Below are 22,387 nucleotides of genomic sequence, written 5' to 3'. Positions count from 1 at the left end.
TGACTTTTGGCACGCTGTTGAGTTCTCAAGGAACGGACACTTCCTTCAGGCGGCTTTCACACCGGCCCTCCGGGCGCTTCGTTCTTTCGTGTTCCCAGCCTATCAGATCTTCGCGGCCGGTTTGACCGGCTTTCGTTTCTCCGAATTCCCGCTGGGGGGATTTCCTTCACTTCGCTCCCAAGCTTATCAAAGCTTTCGGTGTGCTCAGTTCCGGGATTTACCTCGTAGGAGAGGGCGTGCATTCGAGAAGCACACTCACCTCGACTCGGCGATGTCGTAGACATTAACGCCCGAGCCCGGCTGTTGTCCAGTCCGTCCCAACCGTTCAAACCTACTAGCCCAGTCCGACCACGTCAATGGTTTTTCTGGGATGCGAGAAGAGTACCAGGTCAGGGGCCTGGTGATCACATCGACTCAGGCCGCGACAGGCTGGAGGTCCGCCCGGTCGGCCGCGTCGATGTCTCCGGTCTCGCCGGTCGCGGCGGCCTTTCGCCCCAACACCAGGGCATAGAACAGGAATGCGACCTCGGCGAGCGCGCCGATGGTGATCCGGGCCCAGGTCGGCAGGCCGGACGGCGTCACAAAGGCCTCCAGTACGCCGGACACCGCCAGTACCGTCGCCAGGCCGATTCCCATGCCGACGATCGAGCGGCCCTGTTCGGCGAGCGCGGTGGCCCGGCTGCGCGGGCCCGGGTCGACGATCGTCCAGCCCAGCCGCAGTCCCAGCCCGCCGGCGACGAAGACGGCGGTCAGCTCCAGCAGACCGTGCGGGATGAGCAGGCCGAGGAAGACGTCGAGGCGGCCGGCGGAGGCCATCAGCCCGACGCCGAGTCCGAGGTTGAGGACGTTGCTCCACAGCACCCACAGCACCGGGAGGCCGAGCACCACTCCGTAGAGCAGGCACTGCACGGCGATCCACGCGTTGTTCGTCCAGACCTGGGCGGCGAAGGAGCTCGCCGGGCGGTCGGAGTAGTAGGCCTCGTAGGCGCCGCCGGGCCTGGTCATCTCCCGCAGCGCGTCCGGCGCGCCGAGGCTGTTGCGGACCTCGGGGTGGCCGGCCACCCACCAGGCGACCAGCGCCGTGCCGACCAGCGAGAGCACCGCGACCGGGATCCACCAGTGGCGCGCCCGGTAGAGCGCGGCGGGGAAGCTGACCGTGTAGTAGCGGGCGACGTCCCGCCAGCCGCTCGTCCGGCTGCCGGTGACCGAGTCGCGGGCCCGCGAGACCAGCGTGGTGAGCCGGCCTTCGAGAGTCGGGTCGGGCGCGGCGGCCTGGACCTTGGCCAGATGGCCGGTGACCCGCTGGTAGAGGGCGACGAGTTCGTCCGCCTCCTCGCCGCTCGGACGCCGCTTCCTGGTGAGGGCGTCCAGCCGGGCCCACTCCCCCTGGTGGGTGGCGACGAAGACGTCCAGGTCCATGCGGCGGCTCCATGGTCGGCGCGGGACGCGCGATCGGGCGGGTGCGGGCAGGTGGGCCCAGCATGCCAGGGGGGAACGGCACCGCGGCGGCCGGGACCTCCCTTCCCGGGCGGCTCCGCGGCCCCGTATGTTGACGGGCAGCAGATCACGGGATCGTGGGGGCGGTCCGCCGGATTCCCCTCCCACGGGCCGCGTACCACCGACGGGAACGGACGGGTGTCTTGAGCGACCTGGTGACGGGCGAGGCGGTCGTCCTCGGCCTGCGCACGGCGAAGCTTCCGAGCCGGGGCCTGGCCGTCACGCTGGACCTCGCCGTGCAGCTCGTCGGCCTCGTGGTGACGACCCTGGTGCTGAGCCTGCTCGCACCGGATCTGGACAGCGCCGCGGTCGCCGCCGTGACGATCGGGCTGACCGTCCTCTTCCTGGTCGCGCTGCCGATCATGATCGAGACCCTCAGCCGGGGGCGTTCCCTGGGCAAGGCCGCGCTGGGGCTCCGGGTGGTGCGCAGCGACGGCGGCCCGGTGCGGTTCCGGCACTCGCTGGTGCGCGGTCTGGTCGGCTTCCTGGAGATCATCGTGCTGTTCGGCGTGCCGGCGGTGATCTGCTCGGTGGTGTCGTCCGAGGGGAAGCGGCTGGGGGACGTCTTCGCGGGGACGCTGGTGGTGCGCGAGCGGGTGCCCGGTGGCGGCGGAGCGGCCGCCGCGCTGCCGCCGGTGAACCCGCAGCTGCTGCAGGCGATCGGCGGCGAGCTGGTCGCGCTGGACCTCTCCGCCGTGCCGGAGCCGCTGTGGCTGGCCGTCCGGCAGTTCCTCGGGCGGATCGGCGACCTGGACCAGGCGGTCGCCCACCGGATGTCCGCCCGGCTCGCGGACGACCTGGCCGCCCGCACCGGCCACCCGGTGCCGTACGGGGTGCACCCGGCGGCGTACCTGGGCGCGGTCCTGACCGAGCGGCAGCGCCGCGAGTGGACCAGGGCGCAGGGGTACGCGTTCCAGCAGCAGGCCCAGGCCCAGGCCCACGGTCAGCAGTACGCCCCGCAGCAGTACGGTCCCCAGCAGCACGCCCCGCAGCCGACGGGGCCCGGGCAGCAGCACCACCCCGCGCCGCCGGCCGCCCCCAGCACGCCGCCCGCGCCGCCGAGCCCCCCGGCCGCCGGCACCGGCTTCGCCCCGCCCGCCTGAGCCGCGCCTACCCGAGGCCCTCCCCGTACCCGAACCCGGCCGGCCACGCGTTCGGCGGCGACTCCAGCTCCTCCAGCTCGATGCCCCCGGCGGCCAGCACCACGTCCCCCGCCAGGTGCACCACCTGCTGCTCCCCGGTCTCCAGGTCCGCCACCTGGTAGCGCTCGACGAGCAGCGGTCCCGAGTCCGTGTCGTGCGTGTCCACCCCCTCCAGCAGCCACCCCTGGTCGAAGGTGCGCGGCGCCAGCACCGGATCGGTGAACGCCACCAGCCGGACCCGCGCACTCGCCCCCTCCTGCAACCGGAGCATCCGCGCGGCGGCGACCAGGAACGCGGGCGAGCGTCCGGCGAAGCCGTGCGCCCGGTCGTGCCCCTCCACCGCCTGCTCCCCGGCCGGGTCCGCGGCGTCGGCCCGCACCCAGGCGACCCCGTCGACCGCCCCGCCCCTGACCTGCCAGCCGCCGGCCCGGAGTTCCATCCGCAGCGGGCGGGAGCGCGAGTCCAGGGTGAGGTCCACGGTGCCGAGCACCTGACCGTCCGGCGCGTAGGTCTTGGACACGTACCGCCAGCCGGCCGGGCCGGGCGCGCAGCTGAAGCGCTCCTCACCGAGCAGCACATGGTCGTGGACGTCGTGGAGCGAGTAGCGGCCGTTGGGCATGCCCGAAAGCCTACGTCCGGCCCGGGCCGGACCAGCGAACCGGCTCGAACGGACGTGCAACCTCTGCCGGACGCCCCGCATTAGGGAGGTGTGCGCCGCGACCGCGGCGCGGCGGAAGGGAGCATTCATCGATGGCGAAGCAGACCCGCGACGCCGAGTTCACGGAGTTCGTCGCGGCTCGGGCGCCGTGGCTCCGCAAGGTGGCCTACCTGCTCTGCGGTGACTGGCACCGGGCGGACGACCTGGTCCAGGAGTCGGTCACCAAGCTGTATGTGCGCTGGTCGCGGCTGTCCCGGCTGGAGAACCTGGACGGGTACGCCCGGACCGTCCTGGTGAACACCTTCCTCGCCGAGCAGCGCTCCCCCTGGGGGCGCTGGACCGCCCGCCGCCGTACCGGGGCGGTGCCCGAGCCGGCCGCCGCCGGCACCGACCTGGACCTGTCGGTCGACCTCCGGCGCGCACTGGCCGCCCTGCCTCCCCGGCAGCGGGCCACCGTGGTGCTGCGGCACTACTGCGACCTGACGGTGGAGCAGACCGCGGCGGCGCTGGGGTGCTCCACCGGCAATGTGAAGAGCCAGACCTCCCGGGGCCTCGACGCCCTGCGCCGGTCCCTCGACCAGCAGGACCTCCGGGACCGCACCGAGCACACCAGGCTCACGGCGCGCACCGACCTTCCCGAACTCCGAGACCTCCGGCCGGCCGTGCCGGTGGAAGGGGCAGCGAAATGAACGACCGCACCGACCTCACCGAGGACCGCCTCGCCGCCGAACTGGCCGCCGGCCTCACCGCGCTCGCCGACTCCCCCGCCCCGCTCGGCCGGACGGACACCGCCTGGGCGATCCGCCGGGGCCGGTCCCGGCTGCGCCGGCGCCGGCTCGGGGTGCTCGGCGCGGTGACGGCGGTCGCTGTGGGGGCCTCCGTCCTCGGCGCCACCCTGCCGGACCGGGACACCGCCGGCCCGCAGAAGGCCGCCACCGGCCCGGCCGCGCCGGACCCGGTGCTGCCTGCCCTCGGCCCGGAAACCGGCCACGACCCGCTCACCATCGCGGCCGCTTTCGGCTGGCTGCCCGACGGCTTCGACGGGGCCAGCTACACCATCGGCTTCACCGGCGCGCCCACCCTGTTCAACGGCAAGGCCTACGGCCCTCCGCAGACCGGCCCGGACGCGCTGGCGATGAACCACCAGACGGTCTTCCTCTCGGCCTACGCGGCGGACCGGGCGCCGACCGTCGGGACCGACAACTTGGGCCGGCAGCAGTACCGGGTGGACGCCCGGCCGGTCAACGGCAGGCCCGCGTACTGGGTGGGCCGGGCTCCGGACGACCCGGCGGGTCCGAGCGGTGACTACACGCTCCGCTGGCAGGCGGCCGACGGGAACTGGATCGAACTGCACGGCACCTATCTGCGCGCCGACGACGGCGTCCTCGACATGATGCTCAGAATCGCCGACAAGGTCACCACCGGCCGGCAGGCGGTTCGGCTGCCGTTCAAGGTCAAGGACATCCCCGCCGGCTTCACCCAGGACGGGGTCAGCCTCTACCTGGGCGCCTCGGCCGGCGACGGCTCCACCTGGTCCGCGCACGTCAACTACCGGTCCGGGGACGACCAGATCAGCCTCGACGCCCGGCCCGCCGTCGGGCCCGTCCCCCCGTCGTCCCGGCCGGGGCTCCAGCTCCTGACCGCGCCCCCGGCGCCGAAGCCGGCTACGACCCCGGAGGTGAGCAACACGCCGAGCACGGGGTCGCTGTCCGCCCAGCTGTGCACCGACACCCAGGGCGTGCGGATCTGCGCGACCGCCTGGAACGAGGCCGCCTTCACCGCGACCGGCGGTCTGAACGGCTGGCTGGACCGGCTCGTCCCGCTCGGCACCGACCGCTCCGCCTGGACCACCGAGGTCACCCCCTGACGACGCTCGGAGCCACGACGGCCCGGAACGCCGGTGGCCGGCGCCCCCGCGAGGGGACGCCGGCCACCGGTGTTCGCCTGTCACCGCATCAGTAGCGGTACTGCTCCGCCTTGTACGGGCCCTCGACCGGAACGCCGATGTAGTCGGCCTGGTCCTGGGACAGGACGGTGAGCTTCACGCCCAGCGCGTCGAGGTGCAGCCGGGCGACCTTCTCGTCCAGGTGCTTCGGCAGCACGTAGACGCCGATCGGGTACTGCTCGGTCTTCGTGAACAGCTCGATCTGGGCGATCGTCTGGTTGGCGAAGGAGTTGGACATCACGAACGACGGGTGGCCGGTCGCGTTGCCCAGGTTCAGCAGACGGCCCTCGGACAGCACGATGATGGTGCGGCCGTCCTCCTTGCGCCACTCGTGGACCTGCGGCTTGACCTCGGTCTTCACGACGCCCGGGAGCTTCGCGAGGCCGGCCATGTCGATCTCGTTGTCGAAGTGGCCGATGTTGCCGACGATGGCCTGGTGCTTCATCCGGGCCATGTGGGAGGCCATGATGATGTCCTTGTTGCCGGTCGTGGTGATGAAGATGTCGGCGGTCTCGACGACGTCGTCCAGCGTGGCGACCTGGTAGCCGTCCATCGCGGCCTGCAGCGCGCAGATCGGGTCGATCTCGGTGACGATGACCCGGGCGCCCTGGCCGCGCAGCGACTCGGCGCAGCCCTTGCCCACGTCGCCGTAGCCCGCGACGACGGCGACCTTGCCGCCGATCAGGACGTCGGTGGCGCGGTTGATGCCGTCGATCAGCGAGTGGCGGCAGCCGTACTTGTTGTCGAACTTCGACTTGGTGACCGAGTCGTTGACGTTGATCGCCGGGAACAGCAGCTTGCCGTCACGGTGCATCTCGTACAGGCGGTGGACACCGGTGGTGGTCTCCTCGGTGACGCCCTTGATGGTGGCGGCGACCTCGGTCCACTTGTTCGGGGTGTCCTTGAGGGTGCGGTTGAGCAGCTCCAGGATGATCCGGAACTCGTCGTTGTCCGCGGTGGACGGGTCCGGTGCGACACCGGCCTTCTCGAACTCGACGCCCTTGTGGATCAGCAGGGTGGCGTCGCCGCCGTCGTCCAGGATCATGTTCGGGGTCTGGCCGTTCGGCCAGGTCAGCGCCTTCTCCGTGCACCACCAGTACTCGTCCAGGGTCTCGCCCTTCCAGGCGAAGACCGGAACGCCCTGCGGGTTCTCCGGGGTGCCGTTCGGGCCGACGGCGATGGCCGCGGCGGCGTGGTCCTGGGTGGAGAAGATGTTGCAGGAGCACCAGCGGACCTCGGCACCGAGGGCGGTGAGGGTCTCGATGAGGACGGCGGTCTGCACGGTCATGTGCAGCGAGCCGGTGATCCGGGCGCCGGCCAGCGGCTGCGACTCGGCGTACTCGGCGCGGATCGTCATCAGGCCGGGCATCTCGTGCTCGGCGAGCTGGATCTCCTTGCGGCCGAACGGGGCCAGGGAAAGGTCGGCGACCTTGAAGTCACCGGTGATGTCGGTCGACATGCGTGTCTGCTCCTCGCTGAGGGGGTGGGGCGGGGCCAAGGTCCTGGGGTGCGTCACAACACGGCGGGCCGCAACGGTGTGCGGCGACGCCAGGGCCACCGGCCCGCGGCCGGGTCGGCGCGGTACGGCTGTCCTGTTGCTCGGCACAAACCGTCGGAGGACCTCTCTCCCTCGACCGGCACGCCCCCGTGGGGGGCGGGTCACCGATCGACCGCCATCAGCAGCGACGTTCTGGCTCTGGGGACGAATCTACACCGACGGCCCCGCCGAACGGCCCGGTACGGCCGTTTTTCGGCCTCCGGGCCGGGGCCCGCGCGGGCTCAGTGCGCCCCGCCGGGAACGGGTCCGCCGGGCGTGGCGTACGGGTCGTCACCCGCCGCCTCCTTCTCCGCGCTGTAGATGTCCGGCTCCAGGTAGATGACCCGGGCGATCGGCACCGCCCGCCGGATCCGGACCTCGGCGGCGTCGATCGCCGCGGCGACCTCGGGGGCCGTGGAGTCGGCCGGGACTGCGATCTTGGCGGCGACCAGCAGTTCCTCCGGGCCGAGGTGCAGGGTCCGCATGTGGATCACCCGGTCCACCGAGTCGTGGTCGACCAGCGCGTCCCGGATCTGCGCCACCACCTCGGGGTGGGCCGACTCGCCGAGCAGCAGCGACCTGGTCTCGACGGCCAGCACGAAGGCGATGACGACCAGCAGCACGCCGATGCACAGCGTGCCGACGCCGTCCCAGATCCCGTCCCCGGTGATCGCGGTCAGCCCCACGCCGAACAGCGCCAGCACCAGGCCGATCAGCGCGCCGGTGTCCTCCAGCAGCACGACCGGCAGCTCGGGCGCCTTGGCCCGGCGGATGTACGCCGGCCAGCCGTGCGTCCCCTTGTCCTTGACGGCCTCGCGGAACGCGGTGAGGAAGGACCAGCCCTCCAGCGCGATGGCGAGGACCAGCACACCCACCGGCCAGTACCAGTTGTCCAGCTCGTGCGGGTGGGCGATCTTCTCGTAGCCCTCGTAGACGGCGAACATGCCGCCGAGGCTGAACAGCACGATCGACACCAGGAACGCGTAGATGTACCGCTCGCGCCCGTAGCCGAACGGGTGCTCGGGGGTGGCCTCGCGCTGCGCCCGCTTGCCGCCGATCAGCAGCAGCACCTGGTTGCCGGAGTCGGCCACCGAGTGGACGCCCTCGGCGAGCATCGAGGAGGAGCCGGAAAAGGCGAACGCGACGAACTTGCTCACCGCGATGCCCAGGTTCGCGGCCAGCGCCGCGACCAGCGCCTTGGTACCGCCTTCGGTGCTCATTGCTCGGAAGGTCCCTCCGTCGGGGGCCGTCCGCGCGGCCCGTGACCGGTCGCCCGGTGGCCCGGTCGTCGTCGAGCGCATACGGTACCGGGCCGACCCGTCGGCGGCTCAGGACTGCGCGGCGAGCCCCAGGTAGACGGCGGCGAAGTCGGTGAGCGCGACCAGCTCGACCAGGGCGTGCAGCGGCTCGGGGCGACGGCTGGCGTACTCGGTCAGCCGGACGTCGTGGGCGGCCGCGAGCCGGTGCGCCCGGGTGACGCCGAAGCTGCGCGGGCGGGCGTCGTCGGCCGGGACCTCGGCCGGGCCGCCGTCCTCCTCTTCTCCCGACGCTCCCGGCGCTCCCGAAGCTCCCGGCGCTCCCCCGAAGCCCGGACCGGCGGCGGAGCCCGGGCCGGCGGGCGCCTCCTCCGCGGTCTGCCGCAGCAGCAGGACCTGGAGGTGCAGCGGGTCCGGCTCCTCGACCCGGTCGCGGAAGAAGTCGTCCGGGTCGGCGCCGGCGCCGAGCTGGCCGGTGAACATGCCGCGGTGCGCGGTCAGCGCCTGCGGCAGCAGGCCCGCCAGGGCCGGGCGGCCGGCCCGCTCGGCGAGCTGGGCGGCGAACCGCCCGGCCGCGGCGCCGGCCACCGGGCCCTCCGCCCAGAGCAGCGGGACGGTCCCGGCCAGCCGGGCGGCCAGGCTCTTCGCCGGGTTGGTGTACGCGGCGGCGTCCGGACGGCAGCGGACGGCGGTGGCGTCCAGCAGGTCGGCGCTCGCCGCGAGCGCGTCGTAGGGCAGCGGGGTGACACCCAGCTTCTGGGTGAGCGCGAGCAGCGGGGCGAGGTGGGCCCAGAGCGCGGCCGGGTCCTCGGCGGGCAGGTCGGGCTCGGTGCCCCGGCCGCGTTCGCCGTCCTCGTCGGCGGGCGCGTCGGAGGTGTCGGCGGAGGGCACGAACGGCAGCGGCAGCGCCCGGACCTGCAAGGCGGCCTCGGCGAGCGGACTGCCCTCGGGGGCGGTGACCACGATCGCGCAGCCGCGCGCGTAGGCCTGCTCGGCGAGGGCGACCAGGCCGCGTTCGCCGCCGGCGGCGGAGCTGATCACCAGCAGGTCGAGCGGGCCCGCCCAGCCGGGGAGCTGCCAGGCCAGGCCGGCCGTGAAGACGGCCGGGGCGGTGGCGCGGTCGGCACGCGGGACGGGCGCGGCGTCGGTGGGCGGCAGCGGGGCGACCAGGCTCGCGGTGCCGGCCAGCGCGGCGAGCATCTCGCCGGCGGTCAGCGCGCTGCCGTGCCCGGCGACCAGGACGGCGCGCGGCCGGCCGTCGGGCCGCAGCCGGTCCAGGCCGGCCGCCTCGGCCAGCCGCAGCGCGGTGCGGACCCGGGCGCCGGAGCCGGCCAGGGCGAGCAGGGCGCGGTCGTGGTCGGCGCGCCGGAGGGCGGCCGGGTCGTCGAGCAGGGTGTCGTCGAGCATGCGGCGGGCCTCCGGCTGCTGGCTGGGCGCTGAGGACGGCGGACGGACGGGGCGGCCGTCCCCGGTCGGGGACCGGGCGGCGCCCCGCCCCAGGATCAGGCCGGGCGGCGGGCCTCGTCCACCAGCAGGACCGGAATGCCGTCGCGCACCGGGTACGCCAGGCCGCAGGTCTCGCCGGCGCAGAGCAGCTCGGGCTGCTCCTCGGTGCCGCCCTCGGTGAGCGCGGACCGGCACTGCGGGCAGACCAGGATCTCCAGCAGGAAGGATTCGAGCTTCATGGGTTCGGTCTCCGGTCTCGGTACGGGTTCTCGGCCGACGGCACAGCGGTGCCCCGGCCGAGAGGAAACCCTACCGGCCGGGGCACCGGGGCCGTACGTCAGGCGCGGACGATCGCGAGCACGCCGTCGCGCAGTTCGGCCATCCTGGCCGGGTCCTTGGCCTCGACGTTGAGGCGCAGCAGCGGCTCGGTGTTGGAGGCCCGCAGGTTGAACCACCAGTCCGGGCCGGCCACGGTGAGGCCGTCCAGCTCGTCGACCTCGGTGCCCTCGACGGCGTAGGCGGCGCGGACGGCGGCGGTCCGGTCGGCCTGGTCGGCGACGGTGCTGTTGATCTCGCCCGAGGCGGCGTAGCGGTCGTACTCGGCGGTGAGCGCGGAGAGGGTGCCCGGCTGCCCGCCGAGGGCGGCCAGCACGTGCAGCGCGGCGAGCATGCCGGTGTCGGCGCGCCAGAAGTCGCGGAAGTAGTAGTGCGCGGAGTGCTCGCCGCCGAAGACGGCGTCGGTGACGGCCATCTCCTGCTTGATGAAGGAGTGGCCGACCCGGGTGCGGACGGGCTTGCCGCCGAGCTCCTGGACCACCTCGGGGACGGTCCAGGAGGTGATCAGGTTGTGGATGATCGTCGGCTCGGCCTCGCCGGCGGCCCGGGCGCGGGCGATCTCGCGGGCGGCGACCAGCGCGGTGATGGCCGACGGGGAGACCGGCTCGCCGCGCTCGTCGACGACGAAGCAGCGGTCGGCGTCGCCGTCGAAGGCGAGGCCGAGGTCGGCGCCGACCTCGCGGACCTTGGCCTGGAGGTCGACCAGGTTCTTCGGGTCGAGCGGGTTGGCCTCGTGGTTGGGGAAGGTGCCGTCGAGCTCGAAGTACATCGGGACGAGGTCGATCGGCAGGCCGTCGAACACGGTCGGCACGGTGTGGCCGCCCATGCCGTTGCCGGCGTCGACGGCGACCTTGAGCGGGCGGATCGCGGTGAGGTCGACCAGGCCGAGCAGGTGGTCGGCGTAGCCGCGCAGGGTGTCCTGCTCGCTGAGGGCGCCGGGCGCCACGTCGCGGGCGGGGACGGTGACGGTGTCGTCGTCGGCGGTCCAGGACTCGACCAGCTCGCGGATCTCGGAGAGCCCGGTGTCCTGGCCGACCGGGGCGGCGCCGGCCCGGCAGAGCTTGATGCCGTTGTACTCCGCCGGGTTGTGGCTGGCGGTGAACATGGCGCCGGGCAGGTCGAGCGAACCGCTGGCGTAGTACAGCTGGTCGGTGGAGCAGAGGCCGATCAGCACCACGTCGGCGCCGTAGCCGGCCGCGCCGTCGGCGAAGGCCCGGCTGAGCGACGGGGAGGAGGGGCGCATGTCGTGGCCGACCACGATCGCGGACGCCCCGGTGACCTGCACGAACGCGGCGCCGAAGGCCCGGGAGAGGTTCTCGTCCCACTGGTCCGGGACGACGCCCCGTACGTCGTACGCCTTCACGAGCTGCTTGAGGTCGCGCACTGCGGCTCCACCCTGGTTCTGTGTCTGATCGGCGAACGCGCCGGCGCGCTGGCCGGCGGACCGGTCGCCCCTGGTCACGGTAGGTCCGGGCACGGCGGCGGCCGGTACCCGGTAGGGGGGCAGCGTACCCGGGCGGGCGGAACGGTTCGTGCCGGGGCGGGGGCGGTGCGCGGCTCAGTTGTCGGGCGAGCGGAGCACCCGGAGGTGGCCGCGGCGGCCGGCCTCGGTGGACTCGCCCTCGGGGGCGCGGCCCTGACGCGGGGTCTGCGGGCGGGCGGCCTCGCGGACGGCGTTGGCGAGCGCCTCCAGGTCGTCACTGCTGCGGCGCAGCGGGCCGGCCTCGGCGGCGAGCCTGACCACGTCCCAGCCGCGCGGGGCGGTGAGGCGCTCGGCGTGCCCGGCGCACAGGTCGTAGCAGTGCGGCTCGGCGTAGGTCGCGAGCGGGCCGAGGACGGCGGTGGAGTCCGCGTAGACGTACGTCAGCGTCGCGACGGCCGGACGGCCGCACGCGGTCCGCGAACAACGACGTACAGAGCTCACGAGGGTGGACGGTACCGCACTCCTTGCCGGGGAGCGAAGACCGCCTGTCCGGAAGGTGTGCCGTGTCGCGGTCCGCGCGCCGCCCCGGCGCTCCGCTCGCCCCGGGCGAACAGGTGCGGGGGTGGTCCACTTCCTGGCATCCAAGGACTACTCTCGGCAGTGATATGGACAGCTCCGCACCGCAGTCATCGACGGGTCCCTCACGCCGCCCCCGGCACCGTGACCGGCACGGCCGGGGTCTCCGCGGCCCGCTGGCGCCGCCGCAGGTACCGATCTCGCTCACCCGCTCCGAGTTGTTCGACGACTATGTGCGCGAGTCGGTGGAGCGTCTTGAGCGGCGCTGGCCGCAATTGATCGAGGTGGAGTTCGCCGTCCAGGAGGTGCCGCTGCACGAGCCGGACGGCGCCGATTCCGACGGCGGGGTGCCGCTGGGCCGGGTGTCGCCGGGGCAGCAGGGCCGCAAGAGCCAGATCGTGGTGTACCGCAGACCGGTGGAGATCCGGGCGAAGTCGCGCGAGGACCGCGCGGCGCTGGTGCACGAGATCCTGATCGAGCAGGTGGCGGAGCTGCTGGGGCTCTCCCCCGACGCGATCGACCCGCGGTACGACGAGGACTGAGCCGCCACGGCGCGGGGGCCGCCGCCCGAACCGGGCGGCGGCCCCCGCGCCGTGCTGTCGGCGCACCGCTCAGCGCAGGACCACGCCCGGGTCCTGGGAGGCCTGCGGGACCTTGACGGTGGAGCGGTCGTCGCGCAGGGACTGGACGGTGAACATCGGCACGTCCTTGGTGGGGAGCGCGAGCATCCGCGCGGCGACGACCGGGCCGCCGGAGACGGTCTCCACGGTGAGCGCGAAGCTGCCGTTCAGCCCGGTGGGCTCGGGCGCCGGGAGGGCGACGGTGCCGCCGGCCGGGAGCTGGACCTCCTTGGTGGCGGGGGTGCCGCCGCCGGTGCCGGCCGAGGCGGTGACCCGCACGGTGGCGGCCTCGCCGGTGGAGGTCAGGAAGAGCGTGGACGGCCCGCCGCCCCGGTTGTCGGCCACGGTGGCGCGGGCGCCGACCGGCGCGGTGCCGGCCAGCCAGGCGGCGTCGGACTTGCCGTTCGCCCCGGCGCGGTCGACCCGCACCCCGGCCACCACGGGGGTGGGGTGCTTGTCGTCGCTGGGCGACACCCGCAGCCCGGCGACCTCGTCCCGGGTGACCTTGCCGAGGTCCACCGAGGCGACCATGCCGGCCTTGACGTGGATGGACTCGTTCCCGGCCGGGACGAACCAGCCGTTCTTGCCGGAGAGCTCGATCTTCAGGTCGGCGTCGTCCTCCGGCGGGGCCCAGACCACCAGGTGGGCGGCCGAGGTGTCGGCGGGCAGACCGGGCATCACCTGGACGGGCGCGGGGTCGGCGGAGGCGGGCACCCAGTCGGCGCCCTTGCTGCCGTCGGCGGCGTGCAGGGCGGCGCCGACCCGGCCGGAGCGGGCGACCACGTGCACGGCGAGGTCGGCGACCTGGCCCTTGCTGATGGTGGGCAGCAGGACCGACTGGGAGCTGCCGGGGGCGACGGTGATGCCGTTGGCGGCGTCGTTCTCGATCAGGCCCTTGTCGCCGTAGAGCTTGATGTCGACCACGGCGGCCGTGGACTCGGCGTTGACCAGGCTGACGTAGTCGGTGCGGCCCTCGGCGGTGGAGGCGCCCGCGAACCAGAACCCGGTGCCGGACGGCGTGCAGGTGATCCCGGACAGGCCGAGGCCGCGCTGCTCGGTGACGGTGGTGGTCTGGGTGACGGTGAAGCCGGGGGCGAGCGCGCCGGTGGCGACGGCCCCGGCGCCGGGCGCCAGGTCGCTGTTGGCGGCGGGGGCGGACACCGGGGTGCCGGGCTTGGCCAGGGTGAGCCGGGCGTCGGCGGGCGCGGTGTTCTTGTCCACGGCGGCGGCGGGGGCGGCCGGGGTGGGCGCACCGTTGGCGGCGGGGGTCGCGGGGGCGCTCGGCGCTGCGGGGGCGGCCGGGGCGGCGGCCGGCGCGGCGGCGTCGGAGATCCAGCCGCTGCCGGCGGTGCCGTCACCGGCGCCCGCGCCCGGCGGGGTGTACGCGGTGAGCGTGGTGGCGCCGGTGAGGCCCTGGAGCGGCTGCGGGCAGACCACGGCGGTCCGCTCGACCTGCGCCGAGGTGGCGGTGGCCCGGTCGGCGGCCGCCGGGGCGGCGGGCTTGCGGAGCTCGGCGATGCCGAACACCGCCGCCAGCACCACGGCGGCGGCCAGCAGCGACCGGGTGGTGCGGGCGGCGCCGGAGCCCCGGGGGGCCGCCGGGGCCGCGCCGGCCGGGGCGCCGTCGAAGGTGCCGGTCCCCCCGGCCCCGCGGGCGGTGTCCGGCGTGCCGGGCTTCTTCCTGAAGGCGGGCTTCTTCATCGCGGGTCAGCTCCCCGATCCGTGGTGGTGCGGGTACCGGCCCGGGCCGTGCGGGCTGTTCGGGTCGTTCGGGTCGTTCGGGTCGTGCGGCTGGTTCGGGTCGTGCGGCCGGTTCGGGTCCTGTTGCTCGTAGTAGGGCTCGGCCTGCTGCTGCCCCGGCACCCAGGGCTGCTGCTCGGGCTGCTGGTACGGGTCGTAGCCGTACTGCTGCTGCTCGCCCTGGTAGGGCTGGTAGCCCTGCTGCTGGTAGCCGTCCTGGCCGCCGTACCCCTGGCCGCCGTACGGCGTGCCGACCGGCTGCTGCGCGTACGGGTCGTAGCTGTACGGGTCGGCCTGCTGGTACGTCTGGTACGGGTCGGCGTACGGCTCGGCCTCCTGCGCGGCGGCGGCCGCCAGGACCGCTCCGGTCGACGGCTCGGCGACCGGCTGTGCCCCGGCCGGGCCGGGCCGGCCCTCGTACACCCCGGCGTCCGGGTCGACCGGATCCGGGCCCTCGTTCTCGGCGCCCTCGCCCCGCTCGGCCATCCGGCGGGCCCGGCGGCTGCCGGGGACCGGGGCCTGCGCCTGGGCGGCGGCGGCCAGCTCGGCGGCGGCGACCACGTCCTCGGGCAGGTCGTCGTCCTTGTGGTTGCGCCGGCCGGGCAGGGCCAGCACCAGCACGGTCAGGCCGAGCAGCAGCTGGGCCCAGGTCCAGCCGGTGTGCAGCAGGCTGCCCTCACGGGTGAGGACCAGCTTGCCGCCGGCGGCGGGGAGCTTGAAGCCCTGCGCCCAGCCGTCGACGGTGACCCGCTCCAGGGCGGTGCCGTCCAGGGTGGCCGTCCACTCGGGGGCGGCGGACTCGGCGAGCCGCAGCACCCGGCCCTCGGGACCGGCCGGCAGGGTGGTGGCGATGTCGCGCGGGCCGGACGGGACCACCACCGGGACGGTGCCCGGCGCGGTGATCAGGGCCCGGGTCGCGGGGGTGCCGTCGACCTGCCAGAGCGCGGCGCCGCCGTCCTGGTTGGCCTTGACCAGGCCGGGCGTGGTGTCCAGGACGTCCTTGAAGGCGCCGATCAGCGGCTGGTCGACCAGTACGTAGGCGATGCCGTAGCGGGAGAGCGCGCCCGCCTGGTCGGCGCCGGAGCCGGCCAGCAGGCTGCCGACGGTCCGGTCCAGGCCGGCCGTGGTGCCGGTGGCCGGGTCCACGGTGGACTCGGCCTGGCCCAGCGTCAGTCCGGAGCCGCGGACCACGGTGTACGCGACCGATCCGCCCTTCGGGTCGCCGGTGAGGACCAGGGTGCGGGAGCGGTCGGTGGTGCCGGCCTGTTCGGCGATGAACGCGGGCACCTGGGCGCCGCGGCCCCGGTGCAGCGGGCCGTCGGCGCCGGTGACGGCCCACCAGAGGCCGGTGCCCAGCGGGGCGAGCAGGGCGGCGGCGACCACCAGCGCGGCGACCGGCTGGCGCCAGCCGAAGGCGATGCCGGCGACCCGGGCGTTGGCGCCGTCGGCGCCGATCGCGGCGGCGGCCAGCAGGGCGACACCGGCCAGCAGGGTGGCCGGGCCGGACCACGCGGGCACGGCCGGACCGCCGGAGGCGGGGGTCACCGAGGTGCCGGCCACCACGACCGCGAAGACCAGTCCGGCCCCGGCGGCACCCCAGGCTGCCAGCACCGCGCGGCGGCGGTCGGCGCGCAGCAGGGCGGCCAGCGCGGCCAGCACCACACCGGCGGAGAGCCAGACCGGCGGTACCCCGGCGCCGCCGGGGTTGACCATCAGCAGCCCGGCCGAGGTCGGCCCGGAGCCGTGCAGACCGGGCAGGCCGGCCTCCAGCAGCAGCCGCTGCGGGTCCGAGAGCACCTGCAGCGACCAGGGGGCGAGCACCCCGACCGGCACCGCGAGGACGACCAGGACGCGCAGGCCGAGCAGTCGCAGCGCGGTGGCGCCGGAGCCGAAGGCCCCGCCGCGGACCACGGCGGTGACCAGCATGGCCAGGCAGAGCGGCACCGCCAGGGCCCAGACCAGCGGGACGAAGGCGGTGGCCAGGGTGAGCAGCAGGACCGTCATCCAGGCGGAGCGCCAGCCGGGGCGGGCGCCCTTGGCGGCGCTCTCCGCGCGGATGCCGAGGCCGGCGGTGACGGCGGCGGCGCGGGCCAGCGGCGGGAGCAGCACGGCCAGCACGGCGGTGCCGATCCGGCCCTGGGCGAGCGCACCGGTGGCGGCGGGCAGCAGCGCGTAGGTGGCGCTGGCCCAGGCGCGGACCAGCTTGGAGTCGATCAGCGGCCGGGAGACCAGGTAGGCGCTCACGGCGGAGAGCGGGACGGCGAGCACGACCAGCAGGGTGACCGCGAGGTCGGCGTGGTCGAACAGCATCCAGGAGAGGATCGACAGCACCGCGAGGTAGGGCGGCGCGGCGGCGGTGGAGCCGGTGCCGACGGGGTGCCAGGCGTCGGCGTACATCGACCAGAGCCCGGCCGCGCCGTCGGTGGCGGGCAGCAGGGCGCCGCCGAACAGGGCCCCGCCGCCGAGCAGGTCGCGGCAGGCGACCAGCGCGAACACCAGCAGGGCGGCGAACAGCACCGGCGCCGGGCGCCGGGCGAGCTTCTTAATCAGGGCGAACTGCTCGACGACCAGGTCCTCGGAGTCCTCGTCGCCCGGCCCGGCCTCGACCGAGCCGTGCCGGCCGCCGGTGTCGTCACCGCCCCCGATGCCGAGCGAGCCGACGACGCCCTCGACCGCGAGCCGGGCGGTGGCGCCGGGTGCGGGGAAGAGCGTGCGGTCGTCCAGCGCGTCGGCGGAGCGGGTGCGGCCGCGGCGTTTGCGGGCCGCCAGCAGCCGGGGCAGCCGGACGAGTTCGTGGCCGAGGCCGGCCAGCTCGTCGAAGGCCTGCTTGGGGTCCTTGCCGAGCAGGTTGGCGAACACCCGCAGCAGGGTGCCGAGCACCAGCCGGAGCAGGACGTAGGGGAAGAGCACGCCCTTGGAGTTGGCGAGCAGGGTGAAGACGGCGCCGGCCTTGTCCACCCGGTGCGGGTGGGCGGGGCCGCAGTCGATGGCGCGGCGCTCGCGGCTGGCGGCCTCGGCGTGCCGGAGCACGGCGTCCGGGGCGACCACGACGCGGTGGCCGGCGGCGTTGACCCGCCAGCAGAAGTCGGTGTCGTCGCGCATCAGCGGCAGCGCCCGGTCGAAACCGCCGAGCTCCTCGAAGACGTCGCGGCGCACCAGCATGCCGGCGGTGGAGACGGCAAGCACCGGGCGGACCTGGTCGTGCTGGCCCTGGTCCTGCTCGCGCCGGTCGAGCCCGGTCCAGCGGCGGCCGGAGCGGGCGATGCTGACGCCGACCTCCAGCAACTGCCGGCGGTCGTACCAGCTGCGCAACTTGGGGCCGACGACGGCGGCACTGGGGGTGGAGTCGGCGACCTGGAGCAGTCGGCGCAGCGCGTCGGTCTGCGGCTCGCAGTCGTCGTGCAGCAGCCAGAGCCATTCGACCGGGGTGGTCTCGCGGGGGCCGCCCCGGCCGAGGTCGTCCTCCTCGCCGAGCGGGTCGCCGAAGTCGTCCCAGCCGCCGGTGACCGGGTCGTAGCCGGAGGGGTCGAGCCGGTAGGGCAGGTCCTCGGCGCGCAGCGGCGGGCTGTTGAAGACCGCCTCGGCCACGGCGGTGCCGAAGCCGGCCCGGCGGCCGAGCACGGTCGGGCCGCTGTCGGGGAGCCAGTCGGCGAGGGTCTCGGCGAGCAGGCGCTGGGAGTCGTCGGTGGATCCGGTGTCGACCGCGAGGACGCGCTGGACCTGGCGGTCCTGGCCGAGCAGGCCGGCGAGGGCCTGCGGCAGCCAGCGGGCGCCGTCGTGGGAGACGATCACGGCGGTGACCAGATGGCGCGGATAGGCGGGCGGCCTGCTGGCGGAGGAGCCGCTCTGGTGGCTGTAGACGGTCATCGAGTGCGCGGGCCCCAGTTCTCGGTGGACACAGCCGGTGAACGGCAACCGGATGGCGCACCACACTAACGGCTCCGGGTGTCGGCTCCGTCCACGGTGTCCGCCCGGGAACGCGAAAGCGCCTCACCACGGGGGGTGAGGCGCTCCGTCGCGGGCTGTTCGCGCGGGCCGGCCGGTCGGGGTGCCGCGGCCGGCGGATCCGGGGAAGCCTGGGGATCCGGAGGTTCCGGGGGATGCGGCCACCCCGGTCAGACGGCGCTCTTCTTGAGCCGACGGCGCTCGCGCTCGGACAGGCCGCCCCAGATGCCGAAGCGCTCGTCGTTGGCCAGGGCGTACTCCAGGCACTCGGAGCGGACCTCGCAGGCGAGGCAGACCTTCTTGGCCTCGCGGGTGGAGCCGCCCTTCTCCGGGAAGAAGGACTCGGGGTCGGTCTGCGCGCAGAGTGCGCGCTCCTGCCAGCCGAGTTCTTCCTCCTCCTCGATGCCGTCACCGATCAACAGCTCAAAGAGCTCGCTCATGTGGCGCGCCTCCTCTGCCCCTATTGGCGTCCCCGTGGTTGCCGTTGCCTCGTGCGGCCGACGACACGAGTGAAATTACAGTTGCGTCACTCTGGCCCAGTCAAGCCGAGCTCTGGTATTGGGGTCGGGATTCACTCCCTGGCACCAAGCCGTTACGAATAGTGTACATAACCGGACACATGGGACCTCTAGCCCGATTGCGCGCGAAAGTCGACGAACCATTCGCGACCGGGGGCCGGGTGACATGCGGTCACCGCCACAGGCCGGTCATCGCCCTGCCTTCCCGGCGATCTTCCCATCGAAACATAGAGGGTGATTTATCACTCCATCGGGTAGTTCATGGCCGATCTCACCCGAATGTCCGCTCTCCCCGAGTTGACACCGGCCCTGCGGATGCGTTGTCCTTTTCCCTATGTCAGAGTTCCTCGGCCCCCGGAGCGGTTCCGCGCTCCGCCCTGCCGTGGACTCCTGTTGTCGCCTCTGTTCCTGCCGCTGTATCTAGGCGCCCGCCGTCCCGCCGCGCGCCGCCCAGGAAGCACAGAGGCCGCCCGCGATTCCCGCCCCAGGACATCCCGGACCCGGCTGACTCCCCTGACGAACCAGCCCTCCGAGGACGACTCCCGTGCGAATGATCCGCATCCGCAAGCGGAACCGCGACCGCAGCAAGCTCGCTCTCCACGGCCTCCGCGCCGCCTCCACCACCCGCCCCGCGGCACCCGCCCCCGCCGCCCGGCCCGGCGGCCACCCGTGGGCCGACGGCCTCAGCGACGTCTCCATCGCCGGCGACCCGCTGGCCTTCCCGCACCTCGCCCGCACCGACCTGCCCGCCCACCCCACCACCGTCGCCGAGTACGCCCGGCTGGTCCGCGAGATCGCCGCCGACCGGGACCGCTGGGAGCCGCTGGTCCGGTACGACGCGCTCACCCGCTGGTACGCCCGGCTGGAGACCGGCCCCGGCTACGAGGTCTGGCTGCTCAGCTGGCTGCCCGGCCAGAGCAGCGGCTTCCACGACCACGGCACCTCCTCCGGCGTGATGAGCGTGGTCCGCGGCGAGCTGGTCGAGCGCTCCCTCACACTCCCCCAGCCTTCGGCCGGGGGTACCCCCAGCGGGTCGGGGTCGCGCGACCTGCGCCCCGGCGGGCAGAGGGTCTTCTCCCCCGGGTACCTGCACGAGGTGGTCAACGCCTCGCTGGAGCCCGCCGTCTCGATCCACCTCTACACCCCCGGCCTGACCGAGATGAACCAGTACGGGGCCGCCGTCGTCCCCGAGCAGCACCCGCAGACGTCCGCCGAGGCCCACTGAGGCTCCGGGCGCGGTTGTCGAGGGTCGGGCTGACGACCCGTCGGCGCGTGGCAGGATGGGCGCATGCGCATCGTGGCACTGGCAGGCGGGATCGGCGGAGCGCGTTTCCTGCGCGGACTCCGGGAGGCCATCGGACCCGAGGACGAGATCACCGTCATCGGCAACACCGGTGACGACATCCACCTCTTCGGGCTGAAGGTCTGCCCCGACCTCGACACCGTCATGTACACCCTCGGCGGGGGCATCCACGAGGAGCAGGGCTGGGGCCGGACCGACGAGACCTGGTCCATCAAGGCCGAGATGAAGGAGTACGGCGTCGGCCCCGAGTGGTTCGGGCTCGGCGACCGGGACTTCGCCACCCACCTCGTGCGCAGCCAGATGCTCACCGCCGGCTACACCCTCAGCCAGGTCACCGAGGCGCTCTGCGTGCGCTGGCAGCCCGGGGTGCGGCTGCTGCCGATGAGCGACGACCGGATCGAGACCCACGTCCGGATCACCGACGAGCAGGGCACCCGGGCCATCCACTTCCAGGAGTACTGGGTCAAGCTGCACGCCGCCGTCGACGCCGAGGCGATCGTGCCGGTCGGCGCCGACACCGCCAAGCCGGCGCCCGGCGTGCTGGACGCCCTCGCCGAGGCCGACGTCATCCTCTTCCCGCCGTCCAACCCGGTCGTCTCGATCGGCACCATCCTCGCCGTGCCGGGCATCCGCGAGGCGGTCGCCGCCGCCTCCGCGCCGGTCGTCGGGCTCTCGCCGATCATCGGCGGCGCGCCCGTGCGGGGCATGGCCGACAAGGTGCTCGCCGCCGTCGGGGTCGAGGCCACCGCCGAGGCCGTGGCGCTGAACTACGGCTCCGACTTGGTGGACGGCTGGCTGGTGGACACCGTCGACGAGGCCGCCGTGGCCGCCGTCGAGGCGGGCGGGATCGCCTGCCGGGCGGTGCCGCTGCTGATGACCGACGTCGCCGCCACCGCCGAGATGGCCCGGGCCGCGCTGGCGCTCGCCGAGCAGGTGCGCCGGTGAGCCTGCGGATCCTCCCGGTCGGCGGGCTGCCCGAGATCGACGCCGACAGCGACCTCGCCGAGCTGATCGCCAAGGCCGCCGACTACGAGGACGGCGACATCCTGCTGGTCACCTCCAAGGTGGTCAGCAAGGCCGAGGGCCGGCTGCTGCACGCCGCCGACCGGGAGGCCGCGATCGACGCCGAGACCGTCCGGCTGGTCGCCCGGCGCGGCCCGATCCGGATCGTCGAGAACCGCAACGGCCTGGTCATGGCCGCCGCCGGGGTGGACGCCTCGAACACCGCGCCCGGCACCGTCCTGCTGCTGCCCGAGGACCCGGACGCCTCGGCCCGCGCGCTGCGCGCCCGGCTCCGGCAGCTCACCGGGCGCCGGCTCGCCGTCGTCGTCACCGACACTTTCGGGCGGCCCTGGCGCAACGGCCTCACCGATGTCGCCATCGGCGCCGCCGGCCTGGCCGTCCTGGACGACCACCGCGGGCGCTCCGACTCGCACGGCAACGAGCTGTTCCAGACCGTCACCGCCACCGCCGACGAGCTGGCCGGCGCCGCCGACCTGGTGAAGGGCAAGAGCACCGGCACCCCGGTCGCCGTGGTCCGCGGCCTCGGCCACCTGGTCACCGCCGAGGACGGCGAGGGCGTCCGGCCGCTGCTCAGGCCCGCCGCCGACGACATGTTCCGGCTCGGCACCTCCGAGGCGATCCGGCAGGCCGTCACCCAGCGGCGCACCGTCCGCGCGTTCACCGCCGAACCGGTCGACCCGGGCGCCGTCCGGCGCGCGGTCGCCGCCGCGGCCACCGCGCCCGCGCCGCACCACACCACGCCGTGGCGGTTCGTCCTGCTGGAGACCCCCGAGGTGCGGACCCGGCTGCTGGACGCGATGCTCGCCGCCTGGCGCCGCGACCTCGCCGAGCTGGACGGCTGGGACGAGGAGAGGATCGCCCGCCGCACCGCCCGCGGCGACGTCCTGCGCGCGGCCCCCTACCTGGTCGTCCCGTGCCTGGTGATGGACGGCTCGCACGACTACCCGGACGAGCGCCGGGCCGCCGCCGAGCGCGAGATGTTCACCGTCGCCGTCGGCGCCGCCGTGCAGAACCTGCTGGTCACCCTGGCCGGCGAGGGCTACGGCTCGGCCTGGGTCTCCTCGACGATGTTCTGCCGCGACACGGTGCGCGAGGTCCTCGACCTCCCGGAGCACTGGGACCCGATGGGCGCCGTCGCCGTCGGCCGCCCAGCCGAACCGCCCCGCAGTCGTCCGGACCGCACGGCGGACGCCTTCATCGAGGTGCGGTAGGGGTCAGAGGCGGCGGTGGACGTCCCGCCGGTTGCCCACGTCGACCACCAGGACGACCATCTCGCCGCCCCGCACCTCGTACACCACGCGATAGGCCCCCACCCACAACCGGTAGAGACCGTCGTGTCCGGTCAGCTACTGCATGCGGCACTCCCGGCCGAGTCCGGGGGCGCGTCGAACAAATCCACCAAGAGCTCCACCATGCTGACCG

18 protein-coding genes and 1 pseudogene are annotated in these 22,387 nt (G+C 74.3%); 7 read left to right on the top strand and 12 right to left on the bottom strand.

Annotated elements, in window-relative coordinates:
* Positions 1-414: 414 nt before the first annotated feature.
* The gene (locus tag IF01_RS0137385) at positions 415-1,419 is read right to left on the bottom strand and encodes a stage II sporulation protein M (RefSeq protein ID WP_030398092.1); all 1,005 of its coding nucleotides are present in this window, start codon (positions 1,417-1,419) and stop codon (positions 415-417) included.
* 221 nt (positions 1,420-1,640) lie between these two features.
* On the opposite strand from IF01_RS0137385, the gene IF01_RS0137380 reads away from it, so the two are divergent.
* The gene (locus IF01_RS0137380) at positions 1,641-2,600 is read left to right on the top strand and encodes an RDD family protein (protein ID WP_030398091.1); all 960 of its coding nucleotides are present in this window, start codon (positions 1,641-1,643) and stop codon (positions 2,598-2,600) included.
* A 7-nt stretch (positions 2,601-2,607) separates the two neighbouring features.
* Here the strand turns inward: IF01_RS0137380 and IF01_RS0137375 are convergent, their stop codons facing one another.
* Positions 2,608-3,258, bottom strand: coding sequence for a hypothetical protein (locus tag IF01_RS0137375; RefSeq protein WP_030398090.1), 651 nt, complete (start codon positions 3,256-3,258; stop codon positions 2,608-2,610).
* A 131-nt stretch (positions 3,259-3,389) separates the two neighbouring features.
* Between IF01_RS0137375 and IF01_RS0137370 the strand changes: the two genes are divergently transcribed.
* Positions 3,390-3,986, top strand: a complete 597-nt coding sequence (locus IF01_RS0137370; protein WP_078880653.1) for a SigE family RNA polymerase sigma factor — start codon at positions 3,390-3,392, stop codon at positions 3,984-3,986.
* Positions 3,983-5,164, top strand: coding sequence for a hypothetical protein (locus tag IF01_RS0137365; protein WP_030398088.1), 1,182 nt, complete (start codon positions 3,983-3,985; stop codon positions 5,162-5,164). The genes IF01_RS0137370 and IF01_RS0137365 overlap by 4 nt, the downstream gene beginning before the upstream one ends.
* Before the next feature lie 88 nt (positions 5,165-5,252).
* Here IF01_RS0137365 and ahcY read toward each other — a convergent pair whose 3' ends face one another.
* The 6 genes from ahcY to IF01_RS0137335 all read right to left on the bottom strand — a co-directional run bounded on the left by ahcY (position 5,253) and on the right by IF01_RS0137335 (position 11,741).
* A complete protein-coding gene (gene ahcY / locus IF01_RS0137360; RefSeq protein ID WP_030398087.1) occupies positions 5,253-6,701 on the bottom strand; it encodes an adenosylhomocysteinase in 1,449 nt (482 codons plus the stop codon).
* Positions 6,702-7,021: 320 nt separating this feature from the next.
* Positions 7,022-7,999: a cation diffusion facilitator family transporter gene (locus IF01_RS0137355; protein WP_030398086.1), complete on the bottom strand. Its 978-nt coding sequence runs from the start codon at positions 7,997-7,999 to the stop codon at positions 7,022-7,024.
* Between the two features lie 108 nt (positions 8,000-8,107).
* Complete coding sequence (locus IF01_RS0137350) at positions 8,108-9,442, bottom strand: SIS domain-containing protein (RefSeq protein WP_030398085.1); 1,335 nt, start codon at positions 9,440-9,442, stop codon at positions 8,108-8,110.
* A gap of 95 nt (positions 9,443-9,537) precedes the next feature.
* Positions 9,538-9,720, bottom strand: a complete 183-nt coding sequence (locus tag IF01_RS0137345; RefSeq protein WP_030398084.1) for a Trm112 family protein — start codon at positions 9,718-9,720, stop codon at positions 9,538-9,540.
* Between the two features lie 98 nt (positions 9,721-9,818).
* The gene (locus IF01_RS0137340) at positions 9,819-11,201 is read right to left on the bottom strand and encodes a phosphomannomutase/phosphoglucomutase (protein ID WP_030398083.1); all 1,383 of its coding nucleotides are present in this window, start codon (positions 11,199-11,201) and stop codon (positions 9,819-9,821) included.
* A 174-nt stretch (positions 11,202-11,375) separates the two neighbouring features.
* The gene (locus tag IF01_RS0137335; RefSeq protein ID WP_030398082.1) at positions 11,376-11,741 is read right to left on the bottom strand and encodes a DUF3499 domain-containing protein; all 366 of its coding nucleotides are present in this window, start codon (positions 11,739-11,741) and stop codon (positions 11,376-11,378) included.
* A 164-nt stretch (positions 11,742-11,905) separates the two neighbouring features.
* Here IF01_RS0137335 and IF01_RS0137330 point away from each other — a divergent pair, with 164 nt between their 5' ends.
* Entirely contained in the window at positions 11,906-12,358 is a 453-nt protein-coding gene (locus tag IF01_RS0137330) for a metallopeptidase family protein (RefSeq protein WP_063764401.1), read from the top strand.
* A 69-nt stretch (positions 12,359-12,427) separates the two neighbouring features.
* Here IF01_RS0137330 and IF01_RS48725 read toward each other — a convergent pair whose 3' ends face one another.
* The 3 genes from IF01_RS48725 to IF01_RS0137315 all read right to left on the bottom strand — a co-directional run bounded on the left by IF01_RS48725 (position 12,428) and on the right by IF01_RS0137315 (position 18,561).
* Positions 12,428-14,137, bottom strand: coding sequence for a DUF5719 family protein (locus IF01_RS48725; RefSeq protein ID WP_051756943.1), 1,710 nt, complete (start codon positions 14,135-14,137; stop codon positions 12,428-12,430).
* Between the two features lie 6 nt (positions 14,138-14,143).
* Positions 14,144-18,043 carry a glycosyltransferase family 2 protein gene (locus IF01_RS0137320; protein WP_063764400.1) on the bottom strand — a complete coding sequence of 1,300 codons (3,900 nt, stop codon included), beginning with the start codon at positions 18,041-18,043 and terminating at the stop codon, positions 14,144-14,146.
* Between the two features lie 248 nt (positions 18,044-18,291).
* Positions 18,292-18,561, bottom strand: coding sequence for a WhiB family transcriptional regulator (locus tag IF01_RS0137315; RefSeq protein ID WP_030310813.1), 270 nt, complete (start codon positions 18,559-18,561; stop codon positions 18,292-18,294).
* A gap of 622 nt (positions 18,562-19,183) precedes the next feature.
* Between IF01_RS0137315 and IF01_RS0137310 the strand changes: the two genes are divergently transcribed.
* The 3 genes from IF01_RS0137310 to IF01_RS0137300 all read left to right on the top strand — a co-directional run bounded on the left by IF01_RS0137310 (position 19,184) and on the right by IF01_RS0137300 (position 22,176).
* Positions 19,184-19,864 carry a cysteine dioxygenase gene (locus tag IF01_RS0137310; RefSeq protein WP_233290153.1) on the top strand — a complete coding sequence of 227 codons (681 nt, stop codon included), beginning with the start codon at positions 19,184-19,186 and terminating at the stop codon, positions 19,862-19,864.
* A 63-nt stretch (positions 19,865-19,927) separates the two neighbouring features.
* On the top strand, positions 19,928-20,887 hold the full coding sequence (cofD, locus tag IF01_RS0137305; protein ID WP_030398077.1) for a 2-phospho-L-lactate transferase: 960 nt from the start codon (positions 19,928-19,930) through the stop codon (positions 20,885-20,887).
* On the top strand, positions 20,884-22,176 hold the full coding sequence (locus tag IF01_RS0137300) for a coenzyme F420-0:L-glutamate ligase (protein WP_030398076.1): 1,293 nt from the start codon (positions 20,884-20,886) through the stop codon (positions 22,174-22,176). Before cofD ends, IF01_RS0137300 begins: the two co-directional genes overlap by 4 nt.
* A 3-nt stretch (positions 22,177-22,179) precedes the next feature.
* Here IF01_RS0137300 and IF01_RS47910 read toward each other — a convergent pair.
* A pseudogene (locus IF01_RS47910) lies at positions 22,180-22,311 on the bottom strand (type II toxin-antitoxin system RelE family toxin); the annotation flags it as partial.
* Positions 22,312-22,387 lie beyond the last annotated feature (76 nt).

Origin of the sequence: Kitasatospora purpeofusca (assembly GCF_000718025.1) — a bacterium.
Taxonomy (GTDB): domain Bacteria; phylum Actinomycetota; class Actinomycetes; order Streptomycetales; family Streptomycetaceae; genus Kitasatospora; species Kitasatospora purpeofusca.
Note: the sequence above shows the minus strand (reverse complement) of the source record. Positions and strands in the feature narration are given on the sequence as shown.

Bases quoted from the DNA above. Each gene is read 5' to 3' on its own strand.
- IF01_RS0137385 (WP_030398092.1), bottom strand. From the start codon at position 1,419: ATGGACCTGGACGTCTTCGTCGCCACCCACCAGGGGGAGTGGGCCCGG.
- IF01_RS0137375 (WP_030398090.1), bottom strand. From the start codon at position 3,258: ATGCCCAACGGCCGCTACTCGCTCCACGACGTCCACGACCATGTGCTG.
- IF01_RS0137370 (WP_078880653.1), top strand. From the start codon at position 3,390: ATGGCGAAGCAGACCCGCGACGCCGAGTTCACGGAGTTCGTCGCGGCT.
- IF01_RS0137365 (WP_030398088.1), top strand. From the start codon at position 3,983: ATGAACGACCGCACCGACCTCACCGAGGACCGCCTCGCCGCCGAACTG.
- ahcY (WP_030398087.1), bottom strand. From the start codon at position 6,701: ATGTCGACCGACATCACCGGTGACTTCAAGGTCGCCGACCTTTCCCTG.
- IF01_RS0137355 (WP_030398086.1), bottom strand. From the start codon at position 7,999: ATGAGCACCGAAGGCGGTACCAAGGCGCTGGTCGCGGCGCTGGCCGCG.
- IF01_RS0137350 (WP_030398085.1), bottom strand. From the start codon at position 9,442: ATGCTCGACGACACCCTGCTCGACGACCCGGCCGCCCTCCGGCGCGCC.
- IF01_RS0137345 (WP_030398084.1), bottom strand. From the start codon at position 9,720: ATGAAGCTCGAATCCTTCCTGCTGGAGATCCTGGTCTGCCCGCAGTGC.
- IF01_RS0137330 (WP_063764401.1), top strand. From the start codon at position 11,906: ATGGACAGCTCCGCACCGCAGTCATCGACGGGTCCCTCACGCCGCCCC.
- IF01_RS48725 (WP_051756943.1), bottom strand. From the start codon at position 14,137: ATGAAGAAGCCCGCCTTCAGGAAGAAGCCCGGCACGCCGGACACCGCC.
- IF01_RS0137320 (WP_063764400.1), bottom strand. From the start codon at position 18,043: ATGACCGTCTACAGCCACCAGAGCGGCTCCTCCGCCAGCAGGCCGCCC.
- IF01_RS0137315 (WP_030310813.1), bottom strand. From the start codon at position 18,561: ATGAGCGAGCTCTTTGAGCTGTTGATCGGTGACGGCATCGAGGAGGAG.
- cofD (WP_030398077.1), top strand. From the start codon at position 19,928: ATGCGCATCGTGGCACTGGCAGGCGGGATCGGCGGAGCGCGTTTCCTG.